The organism is Variovorax sp. PBL-H6, from assembly GCF_901827155.1.
Lineage (GTDB): Bacteria > Pseudomonadota > Gammaproteobacteria > Burkholderiales > Burkholderiaceae_C > Variovorax.
Genome location: NZ_LR594659.1, coordinates 4338129 through 4355838, shown reverse-complemented (window position 1 = coordinate 4355838; position 17710 = coordinate 4338129). Strand labels below are relative to the sequence as shown.

Genomic DNA, 17710 nt, shown 5'->3' with positions numbered 1-17710 from the left:
GACGTGCTTGTGCCCCACTTCCACAGCCAGACGAATCGAATGAAACCCATCCAAGTAGGCCTGCTCGGCATCGGCACGGTCGGCAGCGGCACCTTCAAGGTGCTCCAGCGTAACCAGGAAGAAATCAAACGCCGCGCAGGGCGCGGCATCGAGATCACCATGGTGGCCGACCTCGACGTGGCGCGTGCCAGGGCGGCGGTGGGCGAGGGCGTGCAGGTGGTGAACGATGCCCATGCCGTCATCGCCAACCCCGACATCGACATCGTGATCGAACTGATCGGCGGCTACGGCATTGCCCGCCAACTGGTGCTGGAGGCGATCGCGGCCGGCAAGCACGTGGTCACCGCCAACAAGGCGCTGCTGGCGGTGCACGGCACCGAGATCTTCGCGGCAGCCCACGCCAAAGGCGTGATGGTGGCCTTCGAGGCCGCGGTGGCCGGTGGGATCCCGATCATCAAGGCGCTGCGCGAGGGCCTCACCGCCAACAGCATCCAGTGGATTGCCGGAATCATCAACGGCACCACGAACTTCATCCTCTCCGAGATGCGCGACAAGGGCCTGGATTTCGCCACCGTGCTGAAGGAGGCGCAACGCCTGGGGTACGCAGAGGCCGACCCGACCTTCGACATCGAGGGCGTGGATGCCGCTCACAAGGTCACGCTGATGAGCGCCATCGCCTTCGGCATCCCGGTGCAGTTCGACAGGGCGCATGTCGAGGGCATCACCAAGCTGGCGGCGCAGGACATCAAGTACGCCGAGCAGTTGGGCTATCGCATCAAGCTGCTGGGCGTGACCAAGCGAAAGGCGCAGGGCATCGAGTTGCGCGTGCATCCGAGCCTGGTGCCGGCAAAGCGCCTGCTCGCCAACGTCGAAGGCGCGATGAACGCCGTGGTGGTCAACGGCGATGCCGTCGGCACGACGCTGTACTACGGCAAGGGGGCAGGCAGCGAGCCGACCGCCAGCGCGGTGATCGCCGACCTGGTCGACATCACCCGCCTGCACACGGCCGACGCGGCGCACCGCGTGCCGCACCTGGCCTTCCATCCCGACGCGATGAGCGATCTGCAGGTGCTGCCGATGTCCGAGGTGGTCACCAGCTACTACCTGCGCATGCGCGTGGCAGACGAGGCCGGCGTGCTGGCCCAGGTGACTGGCTTGCTTGCCACCGCCGGCATCAGCATCGATGCGGTGCTGCAGCGCGAGGCCGACGAGGTGGGCGGCGAAGGCTCGACGCAGACCGACCTCATCATCCTGACGCACGACACCCGCGAGGGCACGCTGGACGACGCGCTGGTCCAACTCCAGGCGCTGCCTACCGTGCTTGCCCCGATCGTGCGCATTCGCAAGGAAGAGCTGTCCTGATGCGCTACCTGTCGACGCGCGGCCATCCGGAGCGCCGCCGCTTCTGCGAGATCCTGCTGGAGGGCCTGGCGCCCGACGGTGGCCTTTACCTGCCCGAGCGCTACCCGCAGGTGGACGCCGCCATGCTCGCCCGGTGGCGTGGACTGCCGTATGCAGAGCTGGCCTTCGAGGTCCTATCCCTCTACATCGACGACATCCCCACGACTGATCTGAAGGCAATCTGCGCCAAGACCTACACCGCGGAGATCTTCGGAACGCCCGACATCGTGCCGCTGCGCGAGCTCGAGGACGGCGTGTACCTGGAGGCGCTGTCCAACGGCCCGACGCTCGCCTTCAAGGACATGGCGATGCAGCTTCTGGGCAACCTGTTCGAGTACGAGCTCGGGCGCCGTGGCGAGGAGCTCAATATTCTCGGCGCCACCAGTGGCGACACCGGCAGCGCGGCCGAATATGCCATGCGCGGCAAGCAGGGCGTCCGTGTGTTCATGACCTCGCCCGAAGGACGCATGAGCCCCTTCCAGCAGGCCCAGATGTTCAGCCTGCAGGACCCCAATATCCACAACATCGCGATCGTCGGCGTGTTCGACGATTGCCAGGACATCGTCAAGGCGGTGTCGAACGACCTCGACTTCAAGCGCAAGTACAGAATCGGCACGGTCAACTCCATCAACTGGGCACGTCTGCTCGCGCAGGTGGTGTACTACTTCGCCGGCTATTTCCAGGCCACGGGCACCAACGACAAACAGGTCAGCTTCGCCGTCCCGTCGGGCAACTTCGGCAATGTCTGCGCCGGCCACGTGGCGCGCTCGATGGGCTTGCCCATCCGCACGCTGGTGGTGGCGACCAACGAGAACGATGTGCTCGACGAGTTCTTCCGCACCGGCGTGTACCGCGTACGCTCCGCGGCCGATACGCACGAGACCTCCAGCCCGTCGATGGACATCTCCAAGGCCAGCAACTTCGAGCGCTTCGTGTTCGATCTGGTCGGCCGCGATGCAGTCAGGACGCGGAGCCTGTTCCAGGAAGACCTGGGCAGGACAGGCCACTTCGACCTGAGCGCCGATCCCACCTTCGGCGACGCGACGGCGCGCTTCGGCTTCGCAAGCAGTCGCAGCACCCATGCCGATCGCCTCGCGACCATCCGCGACACCGACAAGCGCTTCGCGACCCTGGTCGACACTCACACCGCCGACGGCCTCAAGGCCGCGCGCGAACACCTTGAGCCCGGCGTGCCGATGATCGTGCTCGAGACCGCGCTGCCTATCAAGTTCGCCGAGACCATCGTCGAAGCCCTGGGCCGCGCGCCCGAGCGTCCTGCGCGCTTCGAAGGCATCGAGGCGCTGCCGCGGCGCGTGGTCCAGCTGCCGGCCGACGCTGAAGCCGTCAAGGCCTACATCGTCCGGCACTGCGCCTGAGAGAAGGTATGAACGACCCCGTCATGCCCGCGTCGAACCCATTCACACCGCCCGAGCCTTCGAGCCGCGCATGAAAGTCATCGGCTTCGCCGGCTTCTCGGGCGCGGGCAAGACCACGCTCGTCGAGCGGCTGATCCCGGTGCTCAGGTTCAACGGCCAGCGCGTTTCGGTGGTCAAGCATGCCCATCACAAGTTCGACATCGACCATCCGGGCAAGGACACCTACCGCCATCGAGAGGCCGGAGCCTTCGAGGTGGTCGTGGCTTCCGACAAGCGGCTCGCGCTGATCCGCGAGTTCGAGCGGCCGACGCAGCTCGGCGTGCACGAGCTCGTCGCCGAGCTCGACGCGGGTGTGGACTGGGTGCTCGTCGAGGGCTTCAAGCACAGCGACCTGCAGAAGATCGAGATCTGGCGCGAGCCCGACGAAGGACAGGCGCCCCGGCCTGCGCGCTATGCCGACGATGCCTTCATCGTCGCGATCGCCACGGACACGCCCGAACGCCTGCCGCGCGCCACCACGCTGCCGGTGTTCGACCTGAACGACGTCGATGGCATTGGCGCCTGGCTCCTGCAGAACGCGAGCCGTTTCGAGTACAAGGTGGATCGCCATGACTGACGCTCCCAGACGCCCTCCCTTGATGCCGCTCGACGAGGCATTGGCGCGGCTGCTCGCCGCCGCCACGCCGCAGATGGGCATCGAATCCGTGTCCACCTTCGAGGCCGATGGGCGCGTGCTCGCGCAGGACGTGCGCTCGGGGCTGACCGTGCCGCCCCGCGACAACAGCTCGATGGATGGCTACGCGGTGCGCAGTGCCGACTGTGCCGCGCCCGGCGCGGTGCTGCGCGTGTCCCAGCGCATCCCCGCCGGCACCGTGGGTGCGCCGCTGGCCGCCGGCACGGCCGCACGCATCTTTACCGGCGCGCAGATTCCGTCAGGCGCCGATGCGGTCGTGATGCAGGAAGACGCCGTCGCGCTGCCGGAAGACGGCGAACTGGGCAGCGTGCGCATCGAGCTCGTGCCGGCGATCGGCCAGTGGATCCGCCGCGCCGGCGAGGACGTGACCGTCGGCGACGCGGTGCTCGCGCGCGGAGAGCGCCTGACGCCCGCAGGGCTGGGGCTGGCCGCCAGCGTAGGCCTCGACCGGCTCCAGGTGGCGAAGCGCCCGCTCGTCACGCTGCTCTCTACCGGTGACGAACTCGTGATGCCCGGCGAGGTGGCGCCCGAGGCGATGAAGCCGGGCTCGATCTACAACTCCAACCGCTTCTTCATGCGGGCCCTGCTCGTGCGGCTGGGCTGCGAGGTGCACGACCTCGGCATCGTGCCTGACCGCCGCGACGCAACCATCGAGGCGCTGCGCAGCGCCTCGGAGCGCAGCGACCTGATCATCACGACAGGCGGCGTCTCGGTCGGCGAGGAGGACCACATCAAGGCAGCCGTGCAGGCGCTGGGGCAGCTCGATCTTTGGTCGCTGTCGATGAAGCCGGGCAAGCCCTTTGCCTACGGCCGCATCGGCAATGCCCATCTCACGGGGCTGCCCGGCAATCCGGTCTCCAGTTTCCTGACCTTCCTGCTCCTGGTGCGTCCCTTCCTGCTGACGCTGCAGGGCGCCATCCGCGTGGCGCCGGCGCCGGTCGCGATGCGCGCCGACTTCGACTGGCCGCGAGCCGATCGGCGGCGCGAGTTCCTCCGGGCCCGCCGCAACGCTGCCGGTGGCCTCGACCTGTTCGCCAACCAGAGCTCGGGCGTGCTGACCTCCATGGTCTGGGGCGATGGCGTGATCGACACGCCGGCCGGCCAGTCCTTCAAGGCCGGGGACATGGTGCAGTTCATTCCGTTTTCTTCCTTGCTGGGCTGAGCATGAAGGTCACCGTGCGCTACTTCGCCTCGGTGCGCGAGGCCCTCGGCACCGGCAGCGAAGCCATCGAAACCCGAGCCGCCGACCTGGGCGCGCTGCGCGACGAACTGATTGCACGCGGTGAGCCGCATGCCAGCGCACTGGCCCGCGGCAAGGCGGTGCGCATGGCGCTCGACCAGGTCATGAGTGCCGAAGGCGCCGTGCTGCGCGAAGGCCAGGAGGTGGCCTTCTTCCCTCCGGTCACGGGCGGCTGAGCGCCAGCGCGGTGCCACAATCCCGCCATGAGCGGCCCGCGCGTTTTCATCCAGATAGCTGATTTCGACCTTGCCAAGGAGGTCGCCGCGTTACGCGCCGACGACAAGCGCGTCGGCGCTGTCTGCAGCTTCGTCGGCACCGTGCGCGACCGCAACGATGGCGATGCGGTGGCATCGATGGAGCTCGAGCACTACCCGGGCATGACCGAAAAGTCCATCGAAGCGATGATCGACGAGGCCCATCGCCGATTCGACATCCTCGGCGCCCGCGTGATCCATCGTGTGGGCCTCCTGCAGCCGCTCGACCAGATCATGATGGTGGCCGTGGTCTCCGCGCACCGCGGCCAGAGCTTCCAGGCCTGCGAGTTCCTGATGGACTACCTCAAGACGCAGGCGCCGTTCTGGAAGAAGGAACAGACCTCCACGGGCGCGCGCTGGGTCGATGCGCGCGTCGATGACGATGCGGCCCTGGCGCGCTGGGGCATCCAGGGCAGCAACGCCTAGGCGCGACCGGCCTATTGCGGCGTGAAGCCGCTCGCCTTGATGATCTGTTCCCAGGTCTGCGTATAGGTGCGCACGCGGCCCGCGAACTGCCCTTGCGGCTCGTACGCCACCGTCAAGCCCATGGTCGTGAGCTTCTGCTTCACCTCGGGCATGGCCAGCACCTTGGCCAGGGCCTCGCCGAAACGGTCGATCACCGGCTGCGGGGTGCCCACCGGCGCGAACACGCCGTAGTACGGCAGGTCTTCCAGATTGGCGAAGCCCAGTTCGGTGAAGGTCGGCACCTGCGGCAGCAGCGCCTGGCGCTTGGCGCCGATGGTCGCGACGATGCGCAGCTTGCCGGCCCGGTGGTTCTCGATGAAGTCGGGCACGGAGGCGATGCCGGCGCTGATCTGGTTGCCCAGCATGTCGGCCGTCATCGGTGCGCTGCCGCGGTAGGGCGCCGCCTGCACGTCGATCTTGTACTTGGCGCCGATCATCTTCACCAGGAACTCGGGGATCGAGGCCGGGGCCGGCACGCCGATGGTGTCCTTGCCGCCGCGCTGGGTACGTACCCATTTCAGGTATTCGTCCAGGCTCTTCGCCGGGGTTCCGCCCGAAACCGCCAGCACGTTGGCGAAGGTCGCGAAGCCGGCCACGGGCACGAAGTCGGTGGCCGAGTTGTAGCCGGGATTCTTCACGACCTGCGGCAGGATCGAGATGGTGTGGTCGTGCGACAGCAGCAGCGTGTGACCGTCCGCCGGCGCCGCCTTCAACGCCTGGGCCGCGATCTGACCGCCGGCGCCCGCCCGGTTCTCGACCACCACCGGCACACCCAGCTGGTCCTTGAGCTTCTCGCCCAGCGTGCGGGCAATCGCGTCGGTGCCGGCGCCTGCCGGGAAGCCGACCAGCAGCTTGATCGGTGCGCCTTGCTGCTGCGCTTGCGCGAGGCCTGCGAGGCCAGCCACCGCGGCGGCCAGTCCAAGCGCGAAAACACGGCGCGACGCGCGCGGCAACCTTGTAGAGAACATGAGCGACTCCAGTCGATGTGTAAAGGGAACGAGACGAGGAGACGAGCAACTGGCGTGACCGTCTTCCGGCAGGGCGCTATTCTGAACGAGCTGAGCGAGCGGAATCGGCCTTCAGCGGCGGCGCAGCCGATGCGCCATCGAGACGAACGCAGCCAGCGCCGGGTTGTTGTTGGACGGACGGAATGCCAGCCCGAGCTGGTATTTCACCGGCCCATTGCGACGGCGCACCTGGACGTAGTTCACGTGGTCCATCTGCACGGCTTGCATGGCCTGCGGGACGAGCGCGATGCCGATGCCGCCGCCCACCAGCGCGAGGATGGTCTGCATCTGCGCGGCCACCTCCACGAAATGGGGAATGAAGCCGCAGTCCTGGCAGGCCGCCATCACCACGCTTTCGAAGCCCGGCCCTTCCTTGAAAGGAAAGCCGACGAAGCTCTCTGAAGCGAGGTCGCGCAGCTGCACGCGTGGCTGCTGCGCCAGCGGATGCGTGTCGGGCACCGCCAGCATCAACTCCTGCTCGCAGTGGGGCTGGACCCGGAAGTCGCCTGCGTCGTGCAGCGGTGGCACGACGATCCCCACGTCGGTTGCGCCGCTGAGCAGGGCGGCCATCTGTTGTGCGGTGGTGTCGCCGGTGAGGACGAGCTTGACGTCCGGGTAGTCCTCGCGAAAGCTGCGCAGCAGCTGCGGCACCACGCCGAGTGCCGCGCTGGGCACGAAGGACAGGCGCAGCGTGCCGACCTTGCCCGCGGCAGCGCGTTGCGCGATTTCCACCGAGAGCTGCGCGTGGGCCAGCGTGCGCCGGGCCTCGCGCAGGAAGGCTTCGCCGGCGACCGTCAGCCGCACATGGTGGCGCGTGCGGTCCAGCAGGACTGCACCCACCTCCGCCTCGAGCCGCTGAACAGCCACCGAAAGCGGCGGCTGCGAGACATGCAGGCGCTCCGCCGCGCGCCGGAAGCTGCGCTCTTCCGCGACCGCGACGAACTGCCGGAGCTGGCGAAGATCCATCGGGCGATTCTAGGGATGGTGATCGCAAGGCCCTATCACCAGGGCATGAAAACGGTATTGGACGGAACACGTGCCATGCCGGAGCATGCGTCCCGCAAGCCTTCAATTCAACACGAAAGCCCCACGATGCAGCCATCCCTCCTCGAAGAACTCACGCCCGTGCCCAATCCGTACCCCATCAAGTCCGAGATCGAGTACCCCGAGGTCTGGCGCCTGTGCGAGCAGTCGCGCGAGCTGGCCTGGAATCCGGCTGCCATCGACTTCTCCGACCTGCGCGAGGCCGAGCTCCCGATGGAGGTGCGCGAGGCCGGGGCCGAGTGGTGGAGCCTGCGCGCCTGGATGGAGCACGGCGCCATCTCCTATGGCACCGAGCGCCTGCGAGAGGCAGTGTTCGCCCACCAGCCCTTCGAAATCAAGCAGCACATCGTCAACTTCATCGCCGAGGAACTGCGCCATCACGAGGCGTCCTTCCTCGTTGCGCGGAACCTGGCGGGCTACCAGGACGAGCCGCGCGCCGATTACTTCAAGGCCGTGATCCCGCGCTTCCACGACGAGCGCGACGAGAAGGCGATGTCCTTCTTCGCCGGCCTGGCGGTCAACACGCTGTTCGAGCAGCTCTCGGGCGAACTGCTGCAGGCGCGTTACGAGAATGCGCGCTTCAAGTCGATCCGCAGCGCCTGCCAGCTGATCCTGCGCGACGAGGCACGGCACATCCAGTTCGGCCGCATCATCATGCGCCGCTTCTTCTCGGAGCTGTCCGCGGACGACCGCCGGCTGCTGGGCGAGAAGGTGGCCAAGAAGCTGCGTGGCAGCCTGCTCAATGGCGTCTACGCGGTGGTCAACCTGCCGGACGACGAGCGTGCACGGGCCGGGCGCAACCGGGCCCTCGCGGCCGAGCACGGGCTGGGCGCCACCCATCCCGACCAGGAGATCGCGATCATCCGCCGCGCACTGGAGCAGATCCGCGGCGATGTCGCTCCTTATGGCGTCGAGATTCCGGAAGTGCCGGAAGTCGACCGTGCCGCCGTCGCAATGCACTGAGGAGCACGTCATGGCCCGACTGTTGAAGATCCTGGGCTGCTGTGCGCTGGCGCTCGCCGGTGCGTTCGTCCTCGCCCCGCCCGCGGGTGCGCAGGGCGCCTATCCGGGTCATCCGGTCACGATGGTCGTGCCTTACCCCGCCGGCGGGTCGGCCGACATCCTTGCGCGCACCTTGGGCCAGAAGCTGGCGGAGCGGCTCGGGCAGCCGGTGGTGATCGACAACCGGGCCGGCGCCGGCACCGCGATAGGCGCCAAGCATGTCGCGGGCGCGCCCGCCGACGGCTATACGCTGTTGATGGGCACAGTCAGCTCGCAGGCCATCAACCCCGCGATGAACAAGGTGGGCTACGACCCGGTCAAGGACTTCACGCCTGTCGCGCCGCTGGCCTCCATTCCCTTCGTGCTGGTGGCTCATCCCTCCTTCCCTGGCAAGAGCGTGGCCGATGTGATCGCGCAGGCCAAGGCAAGGCCGGGCGAGCTGAGCTACGCCTCGGCCGGGCTCGGCACCTCCAACCACCTGGCCGGCGAGCTGCTGGCCTCGGCCGCCGGCATCCGGCTGCTGCACGTGCCCTACAAGGGCAGCGCGCCCGCGCTCAACGACGTGGTGGCGGGGCACCTGCCGCTGATGTTCGACCTGCAGGCCACGGCGCTGCCCTATGTGCAGTCCGGCAAGCTCAAGGCGCTGGCCCTGACCGGCAGGGCGCGCAGCGCACTGCTGCCCGACGTGCCCACCGCGATCGAAAGCGGCCTGCCCGGCTACGAGGTGAGCGCCTGGTTCGGCGTGTTCGCCCCGGCCGGCCTGCCTGCGCCGGTGCTGGAGCGGCTCAACAGCGACATCAACGCCGTTCTCAAGGCACCGGAGATGCAGAAGCGCCTGCAGGAGCTGGGCGCCGAGCCCGAGCAGGGCAGCGCGGAAGCCTTTGCGAAGTTCACGCGCGACGAGGCTGCCAAGTGGTCCGCCGTGGTGAAGAAGGCGGGGCTGGTGCAATGAGAGCCCGGGCCGGTCCCGAGTCGAATGGCGCCGCACCACGTTGCGCGCAGGCCGCCTGGTGAGCGCGGCCCCGGATCGATGATGGAAGGCCCCGAGGCGCTGCGCGCCCTGATGGCCGACATCGGCCCGCGCTGGGGGACGGACCTGCCTGGCCACAGCCAGCAGGTCAAGGAGGCCTATGCGCCCCTGCTGGCCGCCGCGCCCAGGGCGCCGCTGAGGGTGGCCCGCAACATCGTCTACGGCAGCCATCCGCGCCAGGTGCTCGATCTTTTCAGCCCGGCTGGCGCGATGCGCTCGCCGGTCGTCGCCTTCGTCCATGGCGGCGCCTTCGTGCGTGGCGACAAATGCGTCAGCACCGAGCTCTACGACAACGTGTTGCACTGGTTCGCGCGCCAGGGCTTCGTCGGCGCCAACATCGAGTACCGGCTGGCGCCCGAGGCGCCGTACCCGGCCGGCGCGCGGGATGTTGGCGAGGCCATGGCCTGGCTGCACGAGAACGTGGCCCGCCATGGCGGCGATCCGCAGCGAATCCTCTTGATCGGCCATTCGGCCGGCGGCACGCATGTGGCCAGCCATGCCCTGGACCCGTCGCTGCGCAGCGGTGCCTGCCATGCACAGGCCATCGTCCTTATCTCCGCCCGCCTGCAAGCCGACCAGTCACCGCGCAACCCCAATGCCGCCGCCGTCAGGGCCTATTTCGGCGAGGACATCTCGTTGCACGAGGCGCGTGCTCCGATGCGGCTGGCAGGCCGCAGCGAGATCCCGACCCTCATCGCGATCGCGGAATTCGAGAATCCGCTGCTCGATGTGTACGGACTCGAGTTTGCGCACCGGCTGGCAGCGGCGAGCGGCCGGGCGCCGCGCTTCCTGCAGATGCGGGGCCACAACCATATGTCCATCGTGGCCCATTTCAACAGCGGCGAGGAGCGGCTGGGCCGGGAAATCGTGGAATTCTTTTCGTCACTGTCTTCCTCCCTGTAGGGCGCGAAACTGGGCCGACGAAGCCCGGAATTGCCTCGCTCCACGCTTGAAATGCCTGCTCTGGCCCCCCACCTCCCGGGAAACCGGAGTCATTCATGCGCCAAGACAAACTCACCACCAAATTCCAGGAAGCCCTCGCCGATGCGCAGTCGCTCGCGCTGGGCAACGACAACGCCTACATCGAGCCGGTCCACCTGCTGGTGGCCATGTTGCGCCAGGGCGAGGGGCCGCGCGCCCTGCTCGAGCGTGCGGGCGCCAACGTGCCGGGCCTGCTCAATGCGGCCGAGGCGGCGATCAAGCGGCTGCCGCAGGTGCAGGGCCACGACCAGGTCCAGGTCGGACCCGAGCTGGGCAAGCTGCTGCAGGCCACCGAGAAGGAGGCCATCAAGCGCAACGACCAGTTCATTGCCGGCGAGCTCTTCCTGCTTGCCCTGGCCGACAGCAAGGCCGACATCGGCAACCTTGCGCGCAGCCATGGCGTGACGCGCAAGTCCGTCGAAGCCGCCATCGACGCGGTGCGCGGCGGCCAGGGCGTCAACAGCCCCGAGGCCGAAGGCCAGCGCGAATCCCTCAAGAAATACACCCTCGACCTCACCGAGCGCGCCCGCCTGGGCAAGCTCGACCCCGTGATCGGGCGCGACGAGGAGATCCGCCGCGCCATCCAGGTGCTGCAGCGCCGCACCAAGAACAACCCCGTGCTCATCGGCGAACCCGGTGTCGGCAAGACCGCCATCGTCGAAGGCCTCGCCCAGCGCATCGTCGCCGGCGAGGTCCCCGAGTCCCTCAAGGGCAAGCGCGTGCTCTCCCTCGACATGGCCGCCCTGCTCGCCGGTGCCAAGTACCGCGGCGAATTCGAGGAGCGCCTCAAGAGCGTGCTCAACGAACTCGCCAAGGACGAGGGCCAGACCATCGTCTTCATCGACGAGCTGCACACCATGGTCGGCGCCGGCAAGGCCGAGGGCGCCATGGACGCCGGCAACATGCTCAAGCCCGCGCTCGCGCGCGGCGAGCTGCACTGCGTGGGCGCCACCACCCTCGACGAGTACCGCAAGTACATCGAGAAGGACGCCGCCCTGGAGCGCCGCTTCCAGAAGATCCTGGTCGGCGAGCCCAGCGTCGAGGCCACCATCGCCATCCTGCGCGGCCTGCAGGAGAAGTACGAAGTGCATCACGGCGTCGACATCACCGACCCGGCCATCGTCGCTGCGGCCGAGCTCTCCGACCGCTACATCACCGACCGCTTCCTGCCTGACAAGGCGATCGACCTGATCGACGAGGCTGCCGCCAGGATCAAGATCGAGATGGACTCCAAGCCCGAGGTCATGGACCGCCTCGACCGCCGCCTGATCCAGCTGCAGATCGAGCGCGAGGCCGTGCGCCGCGAGAAGGACGAGGCCTCGCAGAAGCGCTTCGGCCTGATCGAGGAAGAGATCGCCAGGTTGCAGAAGGAGATCGCCGACTACGACGAGATCTGGCAGGCCGAGAAAGCGCAGGCCCAGGGCAGCGCGCATGTGCGCGAGGAGATCGACAAGATCAAGTTCCAGATTGCCGAGTTCACCAGCAAGGGCGACTTCAACAAGGTGGCCGAGCTGCAGTACGGCAAGCTGCCGGGCCTGGAGAAGCGCCTGAAGGAAGCGCAGGACACCGAGGCCACCAAGGGCAAGTCCAGCGCGCCCACGCTGCTGCGCACGCAGGTTGGCGCCGAAGAGATCGCCGAGGTGGTGGCGCGCGCCACCGGCATCCCGGTCTCCAAGCTCATGCAGGGCGAACGCGACAAGCTGCTGCAGATGGAAGACAAGCTGCACGAGCGCGTGGTCGGCCAGGACGAGGCCATCAGCGCGGTCGCCAACGCGATCCGCCGCTCGCGCTCGGGCCTGTCGGACCCGAACCGCCCCACCGGCTCGTTCCTCTTCCTCGGCCCCACCGGCGTGGGCAAGACCGAGCTGTGCAAGGCGCTCGCGGGCTTTTTGTTCGACAGCGAGGACCACCTGATCCGCGTCGACATGAGCGAGTTCATGGAGAAGCATTCGGTCGCGCGCCTGATCGGTGCGCCGCCCGGCTACGTCGGCTACGAGGAGGGCGGCCACCTGACCGAAGCGGTGCGCCGCAAGCCCTACAGCGTGCTGCTGCTCGACGAGGTCGAGAAGGCGCATCCGGACGTGTTCAACGTGCTGCTGCAGGTGCTCGACGATGGCCGCCTGACCGATGGCCAGGGCCGCACCGTGAACTTCAAGAACACGGTGATCGTGATGACCAGCAACATCGGCTCGCCCATCATCCAGTCGATGGTGGGGCGCCCGGCCGAGGAGATCAAGGATGCGGTGTGGGGCGAGCTGAAGAACTACTTCCGCCCCGAGTTCCTGAACCGCATCGACGAGACCGTGGTCTTCCATGCGCTGGACGCCAAGAACATCGAGGCGATCGCTGCCATCCAGCTCAAGGTGCTGCAGGAGCGCGTCGCGAAGATGGACCTTGCGCTCGAGGTCTCGCCGGCGGCGCTGGCGGAGATCGCCAAGGTGGGCTTCGACCCGGTGTTCGGCGCTCGGCCGCTCAAGCGGGCGATCCAGCATCGTATCGAGAACCCGCTGTCGAAGCTGCTGCTCGACGGCACCTTCGGGCCGAAGGACACGATCGTGGTTACCACCGACCCGATCCGCAACCCGGGACAGTTCGACTTCCGGAAAGCCGGGGAACCTCGCACCGAGGCCGTGGCCTAATCCGGATGAGGAATTTTCTCCTGCGCTTTGTGCTGTTCCTGCTGGGCCTGGTCTTCGCCGCGAGCCTTGCTGCCGCGGTGATGCTGTTGGCGGCCGTGTGGGGTCTGCGCTATGGCTGGGCCCGCCTCACCGGGCAACCGGTGCGGCCCTGGGTGATGCGCTTCGATCCGCGCCACGGCTTCGACCGTTTCCGTGCAGCGGGGGCGCGAGCCGAGCCCACGGCAGCCGACATGGCGAGCGCCCGGGCACGTGGCGAGGCCACGGGCAGCCCGGTGCGTCTGCGTGACCGCGGCGGCAATGTGACGGACGTACAGGCGCGCCCTGCGACGCGCGCCGAGTAGCCGCCGGTCCCCAGCCCGGGAGGTATCCGTGCGCAACGCCTTGTGACGCGATGTAAGCGCTTGGCCGACCTCGGCCCGTGATCTCCGCTGACTGCACCGTCGATTGCATGGGTCTTCAATCGCGCCACTCTCCGACGCGACGAAGCCGCATCGTGCGGCTGCCGTGTCGGGCAAGGAGCGAGACATGGGCGATGGCCGAGACGGCAAGGACACACCTGCATCCACTGAGGATCGCGACACGATTTCCCGTCTTGCTCCCGAGCCATCGCGGCGATCGTTCATCCGAGGAGCCGTGCTCTATGCCATGTTCGTCGGCAGCGGCGTCAGCGTGTCGGGCTGCGGCGGTGGAGGCGGAGGTGGTGGGTTCGGCGGCGGCGTTATTGGCGGTGGAGGTGGAGGTGGCAGTGGCAATGGTGGTGGTGGCACGCCAGAGGGTGCCGCACCGCTGTTCTCGCACGGCGTCGCCAGCGGCGATCCGCTGACGGATCGCGTCATCCTGTGGACCCGCGTCACTTCGGCGAGTCCCGGCGCCCTCAACCTGAGCTGGGAAGTCGCGAGCGATGCAAACTTCGGCGTCATCGTGGCCCGCGGCACGACCAGCACGGGGCCCGAGCAGGACTACACCGTGAAGGTAGACGCCACCGGGCTGCTGCCCGCGAGCGAGTACTACTACCGCTTCTATGTCGGGTCGGAGCGTTCACCGGTCGGACGCACGAAGACCCTGCCGACCGGCAACGTCTCGCAGATCCGGCTCGGCGTGCTGTCCTGCACGAACTTCCCGGCGGGCTACTTCAATGTTTGCGCCGAACTCGCCAAGCGCAGTGACGTCGACCTGGTCCTGCACCTGGGCGACTACATCTACGAGTACGGGGTGGTGGGCTTCGCGTCGCAACTGGCGATCGCGCTCGATCGCGAATCGCAACCGTCGCATGAGATCCTGACGCTCGAGGACTATCGCCGTCGTCACGCGCAGTACAAGTCCGATCCGGATCTCCGCGCGCTGCATGCGCGGATGCCGATGATCGCGGTGTGGGACGACCATGATCTTGCCAACAACGCGTGGGCTGGCGGCGCGGCCAACCACGACCCCGATAGCGAAGGCGCATTCACCGCCCGGCGCCTGGCCGCAGTACAGGCCTATCGCGAATGGCTTCCGATCAGGATGCCTGACCCTGCCAATCCGCTGAAGATCTACCGGACCTTCGACTTCGGCACGCTCGCGTCGCTGCACATGCTGGACACGCGGATCATCGGGCGGGATATCCAGGTCAATCTCGACGCCTACCTGGAGGGCGCGGCCGACAGCCCCTCTCGCCAGTTGCTCGGCGCCGAGCAATCGGATTGGCTGTCAGCGCGCATGGCCGCTTCCAGCGCCACCTGGCAGGTGCTGGGGCAGCAGGTGTTGATGGCGCGCATGGAGATCCCGCTCAGCGTTGCAAGCGCCTTCACGCTGGAGACGGTGAGCGACTATGTGCTGGCACAGTCCACGCCGGAAGCCTTGCGCAGCGACAGCCAGCGTGCATTGCTGGCCCAGCGCCGCGTTCCCTACAACCTCGATGCGTGGGACGGCTACCCGGCCGCTAGGGAAACGGTGCTCGCGGCGGCCCGTTCGATGGGCAAGAACCTGGTCTCGCTCGCCGGCGACACCCACAACGCGTGGGCCAGCAACCTGACCGATGCGTCCGGGCAACGCGTCGGCGTCGAGTTTGCAACGCCCTCGGTCAGCTCGCCTGGACTCGAGATCCTGCTGCCGCTGATCTCCGGGCCCGTCTTGACGGACGCCTTCCCCAAGATGGTGAAGGACCTTCGCTATGCAGAGACGAGCAAGCGCGGCTATGTCGTTCTCACTTTGACGCCGTCCGAGGCCCGGGCTGACTGGACGGAGGTCAGCACCGTGCTGAGCCGCTCGTACACGGCGCGGCTCGCGATGAGCCTCCATGCGCTGCCGGGCGCGAACAACCTGGACGTGCTGCCGGTGTAGCGTTCGCCCCGCGATCGCACCGGTTCGGCGGCGGCAAAATGGCGCATGCCCGCGCCGCGCCCGCTCGTCCCCATCGACCCCTCGGAGGTCGAGTTCAGCGCCATGCGCGCGCAGGGCGCAGGCGGCCAGAACGTCAACAAGGTGTCGAGCGCCGTGCACCTGCGCTACGACATCCGCGCCAGTTCACTGCCGGACGCTGTCAAGGAGCGCCTGCTCGCCCTGCGCGACAGCCGCATCACCCAGGAAGGCGTGCTGGTCCTGAAGGCGCAGCGCCACCGCAGCCAGGACATGAACCGCGCCGATGCGCTGGCGCGGCTGCAGGAATGGGTCGACAGCGTGGCACTGCCGCCGCGCGTGCGCCGGCCGACCAAGCCGAGCTATGGAGCCAGGCAGCGCCGGCTCGAGGGCAAGAGCCAGCGCGGGCAGATCAAGCGTCTGCGCGGGCCGGTGCAGGACTGAGCGCCGGCGCGACTTCGTCGGAAACCTGCATGGTGCCCAAAGCCGCAAGCGCATCGGCGTCGGTGCGGTAGATGAACATCATCGGGCCCGGCGCCAGCAGCCCGGCGCGCTCCAGCACCTGCTGCACCGGCAGCTTGAGGCCGCTCAGATGGAGCCTGACGCCTTTGGATTCCAGCAGGCGGCGGATTGCGCCGAATACCTCGGCGCCGGTCACGTCGATGCGGTTGATGGGCTGCGCGAAAAGGCAGATGTCGGTGAGCTCCGGCCGCATCGCCAGCGTGACCGTGATGGCGCGCTCCAGCGTGCTGGCGGTCGCGAAGTCGAGCTCGGCGTCCATGCGCATCGCGTGCAGCTGGGGCGCCACTGGCGGCAGGTTCCAGAGGTGGCGGTCGCGCAGGCTGCCGTCCGGATGCAGGCCCACTTCGATGATTCGGGGATGCAGGTGCCCGTACATGTAATGGCTCAGGCTCATCAGCAAGCCGGCGAGCACGCCCCAGTAAATGGAGGGCGAGGTGGCGATGGTGAGAACGAAGGTCACCAGCGCGGTGACCGCCTCCACGCGCGAGATGCGCCAGAGCGACACGAACTGCCCGGGCCGCACCAGCCCCAGCATCGCAATCACCACGATGGAGGCCAGCACCGCCTGGGGTACGTGGTAGAGCAGCGGCATTGCCCACAGCAGCGCGGCCCCGATCAGCAGCACGCAGAACACGGTGGCCCAGCCCGTTTGGGCGCCGGCATAGAGATTGATGGCCGAGCGTGAGAAGGAAGAGCTGGTGGGGAAGGCGCCCGAGAAGCCCGAGGCGATCTTTGCGAGCCCCTGGCCGATCAGGTCCTGGTTTTCGTTCCACAGCTTGCCGGCGCGCGCGTTGTCCACCTTGGCGCTCGAGGCCGTTTCGAGGAAGCTCACCAGCGTGATCATCAGCGCCGGCAGCAGCAGGGCCCCGAAAGTGCCCAGCGGCTGCGTGCCGGGCCAGTAGAAGGCGGGCAGGCCCGAAGGCAGGGTGCCGACCACCGCGCCGCCGCGCAGCGCGTAGCCGATGGCAGCGCTGATCGCCGCGCAGACACCCACCACCACCATCGCTGCCGGAAAGCGGGGGAGGCGCTCCTTCGCGATCCATAGCGCTGCCATGCTGCCGAGTCCGAAGGCGATCGCCAGGAAATCGGGCGGCGGCCCGTGCCACAGCTGGCCGATGCTGCGGCCGGTAAAGCCGAAGAGCGCCGGCACCTGCGACAGGATGATCAGCACCGAAGCCGCCTGGGTGAAGCCCATCAGCACCGGCGAGTTGACCAGGCGCAAGACCCAGCCGAAGCCGCCTATGCCCAGCAGCAACTGGATCGCGCCTGACATGAAGCACAGCCACACGGCCAGGGCGACCCACTCGGCACTGCCCGGAATCGCGAGCGGGCCGAGGGAGGCCGCAACGAGCAGGCTCGACAGGGCGGTCGGCCCGACCGAGAGCCGGGTCGATGCGCTGAACAGCACGCCGATGAGCGCAGGCAGGAGCGACGCGTAGATGCCCGTGACCAGCGGCATGCCGGCGAGCGCCGCATAGGCAACGCCCTGCGGGATCACCATCAAGGCGACCGTGATGCCGGCCAGCGCCTCGCCGGTGAGAAGGGCGCGGCTGGGGCGGGGCCAGCCGAGGAAGGGGAGCCAGCGCGCGAGCTGGTCGCGGTTCAGGGCCATGCCTTCACCGCGGGAAATGATTCGGGGTGCACCCGCCGATCATACGAAAGCGCCTCGAGCCTCAAGCCTTCGCGGTGCCCGAAGCGATCTTGCGTGGTCTTGTCCG

16 protein-coding genes are annotated in these 17710 nt (G+C 68.0%); 13 read left to right on the top strand and 3 right to left on the bottom strand.

Going from position 1 to position 17710, the window contains the following annotated elements:
• Positions 1-39 precede the first annotated feature (39 nt).
• The 6 genes from G3W89_RS20580 to G3W89_RS20555 are packed head-to-tail and all read left to right on the top strand — an operon-like array spanning position 40 to position 5391.
• Positions 40-1362, top strand: coding sequence for a homoserine dehydrogenase (locus G3W89_RS20580; RefSeq protein WP_162575921.1), 1323 nt, complete (start codon positions 40-42; stop codon positions 1360-1362).
• Positions 1362-2777, top strand: a complete 1416-nt coding sequence (gene thrC / locus G3W89_RS20575) for a threonine synthase (protein WP_162575920.1) — start codon at positions 1362-1364, stop codon at positions 2775-2777. Before G3W89_RS20580 ends, thrC begins: the two co-directional genes overlap by 1 nt.
• A gap of 40 nt (positions 2778-2817) precedes the next feature.
• Positions 2818-3393: a molybdopterin-guanine dinucleotide biosynthesis protein B gene (gene mobB, locus G3W89_RS20570; protein ID WP_332107462.1), complete on the top strand. Its 576-nt coding sequence runs from the start codon at positions 2818-2820 to the stop codon at positions 3391-3393.
• Positions 3386-4633, top strand: a complete 1248-nt coding sequence (locus G3W89_RS20565) for a molybdopterin molybdotransferase MoeA (RefSeq protein ID WP_232076658.1) — start codon at positions 3386-3388, stop codon at positions 4631-4633. The genes mobB and G3W89_RS20565 overlap by 8 nt, the downstream gene beginning before the upstream one ends.
• A gap of 2 nt (positions 4634-4635) precedes the next feature.
• Positions 4636-4887: a molybdopterin converting factor subunit 1 gene (moaD, locus tag G3W89_RS20560; RefSeq protein WP_162575918.1), complete on the top strand. Its 252-nt coding sequence runs from the start codon at positions 4636-4638 to the stop codon at positions 4885-4887.
• 27 nt (positions 4888-4914) lie between these two features.
• The gene (locus G3W89_RS20555; protein ID WP_162575917.1) at positions 4915-5391 is read left to right on the top strand and encodes a molybdenum cofactor biosynthesis protein MoaE; all 477 of its coding nucleotides are present in this window, start codon (positions 4915-4917) and stop codon (positions 5389-5391) included.
• An 11-nt stretch (positions 5392-5402) separates the two neighbouring features.
• Here the strand turns inward: G3W89_RS20555 and G3W89_RS20550 are convergent, their stop codons facing one another.
• Entirely contained in the window at positions 5403-6398 is a 996-nt protein-coding gene (locus G3W89_RS20550; protein ID WP_162575916.1) for a Bug family tripartite tricarboxylate transporter substrate binding protein, read from the bottom strand.
• Positions 6399-6509: 111 nt separating this feature from the next.
• Entirely contained in the window at positions 6510-7403 is an 894-nt protein-coding gene (locus tag G3W89_RS20545) for a LysR family transcriptional regulator (protein WP_162575915.1), read from the bottom strand.
• Positions 7404-7529: 126 nt separating this feature from the next.
• Here G3W89_RS20545 and G3W89_RS20540 point away from each other — a divergent pair, with 126 nt between their 5' ends.
• The 7 genes from G3W89_RS20540 (at position 7530) to arfB (ending at position 15914) form a co-directional block, all read left to right on the top strand.
• Positions 7530-8444 (top strand): diiron oxygenase, encoded by a 915-nt coding sequence (locus tag G3W89_RS20540; RefSeq protein ID WP_162575914.1) that lies wholly within the window; start codon positions 7530-7532, stop codon positions 8442-8444.
• A 10-nt stretch (positions 8445-8454) separates the two neighbouring features.
• Positions 8455-9435 (top strand): Bug family tripartite tricarboxylate transporter substrate binding protein, encoded by a 981-nt coding sequence (locus tag G3W89_RS20535; protein WP_162575913.1) that lies wholly within the window; start codon positions 8455-8457, stop codon positions 9433-9435.
• 78 nt (positions 9436-9513) lie between these two features.
• The gene (locus G3W89_RS20530; RefSeq protein WP_162575912.1) at positions 9514-10416 is read left to right on the top strand and encodes an alpha/beta hydrolase; all 903 of its coding nucleotides are present in this window, start codon (positions 9514-9516) and stop codon (positions 10414-10416) included.
• A gap of 95 nt (positions 10417-10511) precedes the next feature.
• Complete coding sequence (clpB, locus tag G3W89_RS20525; protein WP_162575911.1) at positions 10512-13133, top strand: ATP-dependent chaperone ClpB; 2622 nt, start codon at positions 10512-10514, stop codon at positions 13131-13133.
• Between the two features lie 5 nt (positions 13134-13138).
• Entirely contained in the window at positions 13139-13474 is a 336-nt protein-coding gene (locus tag G3W89_RS20520; RefSeq protein ID WP_162575910.1) for a hypothetical protein, read from the top strand.
• A gap of 184 nt (positions 13475-13658) precedes the next feature.
• Entirely contained in the window at positions 13659-15455 is a 1797-nt protein-coding gene (locus G3W89_RS20515) for an alkaline phosphatase D family protein (protein WP_162575909.1), read from the top strand.
• A 45-nt stretch (positions 15456-15500) separates the two neighbouring features.
• A complete protein-coding gene (arfB, locus tag G3W89_RS20510) occupies positions 15501-15914 on the top strand; it encodes an alternative ribosome rescue aminoacyl-tRNA hydrolase ArfB (protein WP_162575908.1) in 414 nt (137 codons plus the stop codon).
• Here arfB and G3W89_RS20505 read toward each other — a convergent pair.
• Positions 15883-17604: a SulP family inorganic anion transporter gene (locus G3W89_RS20505; RefSeq protein ID WP_162575907.1), complete on the bottom strand. Its 1722-nt coding sequence runs from the start codon at positions 17602-17604 to the stop codon at positions 15883-15885. The two genes, arfB and G3W89_RS20505, sit on opposite strands and share 32 nt — an antisense overlap.
• Positions 17605-17710: the final 106 nt, after the last annotated feature.

What these genes read in the sequence shown, in the direction of transcription:
- G3W89_RS20580 (WP_162575921.1), top strand. Translation starts at nt 40, where the DNA reads ATGAAACCCATCCAAGTAGGCCTGCTCGGCATCGGCACGGTCGGCAGC.
- G3W89_RS20505 (WP_162575907.1), bottom strand. Translation starts at nt 17,604, where the DNA reads ATGGCCCTGAACCGCGACCAGCTCGCGCGCTGGCTCCCCTTCCTCGGC.
- G3W89_RS20555 (WP_162575917.1), top strand. Translation starts at nt 4,915, where the DNA reads ATGAGCGGCCCGCGCGTTTTCATCCAGATAGCTGATTTCGACCTTGCC.
- arfB (WP_162575908.1), top strand. Translation starts at nt 15,501, where the DNA reads ATGCCCGCGCCGCGCCCGCTCGTCCCCATCGACCCCTCGGAGGTCGAG.
- G3W89_RS20565 (WP_232076658.1), top strand. Translation starts at nt 3,386, where the DNA reads ATGACTGACGCTCCCAGACGCCCTCCCTTGATGCCGCTCGACGAGGCA.
- G3W89_RS20545 (WP_162575915.1), bottom strand. Translation starts at nt 7,403, where the DNA reads ATGGATCTTCGCCAGCTCCGGCAGTTCGTCGCGGTCGCGGAAGAGCGC.
- clpB (WP_162575911.1), top strand. Translation starts at nt 10,512, where the DNA reads ATGCGCCAAGACAAACTCACCACCAAATTCCAGGAAGCCCTCGCCGAT.
- G3W89_RS20530 (WP_162575912.1), top strand. Translation starts at nt 9,514, where the DNA reads ATGATGGAAGGCCCCGAGGCGCTGCGCGCCCTGATGGCCGACATCGGC.
- G3W89_RS20535 (WP_162575913.1), top strand. Translation starts at nt 8,455, where the DNA reads ATGGCCCGACTGTTGAAGATCCTGGGCTGCTGTGCGCTGGCGCTCGCC.
- G3W89_RS20550 (WP_162575916.1), bottom strand. Translation starts at nt 6,398, where the DNA reads ATGTTCTCTACAAGGTTGCCGCGCGCGTCGCGCCGTGTTTTCGCGCTT.
- moaD (WP_162575918.1), top strand. Translation starts at nt 4,636, where the DNA reads ATGAAGGTCACCGTGCGCTACTTCGCCTCGGTGCGCGAGGCCCTCGGC.
- G3W89_RS20540 (WP_162575914.1), top strand. Translation starts at nt 7,530, where the DNA reads ATGCAGCCATCCCTCCTCGAAGAACTCACGCCCGTGCCCAATCCGTAC.
- G3W89_RS20520 (WP_162575910.1), top strand. Translation starts at nt 13,139, where the DNA reads ATGAGGAATTTTCTCCTGCGCTTTGTGCTGTTCCTGCTGGGCCTGGTC.
- G3W89_RS20515 (WP_162575909.1), top strand. Translation starts at nt 13,659, where the DNA reads ATGGGCGATGGCCGAGACGGCAAGGACACACCTGCATCCACTGAGGAT.
- thrC (WP_162575920.1), top strand. Translation starts at nt 1,362, where the DNA reads ATGCGCTACCTGTCGACGCGCGGCCATCCGGAGCGCCGCCGCTTCTGC.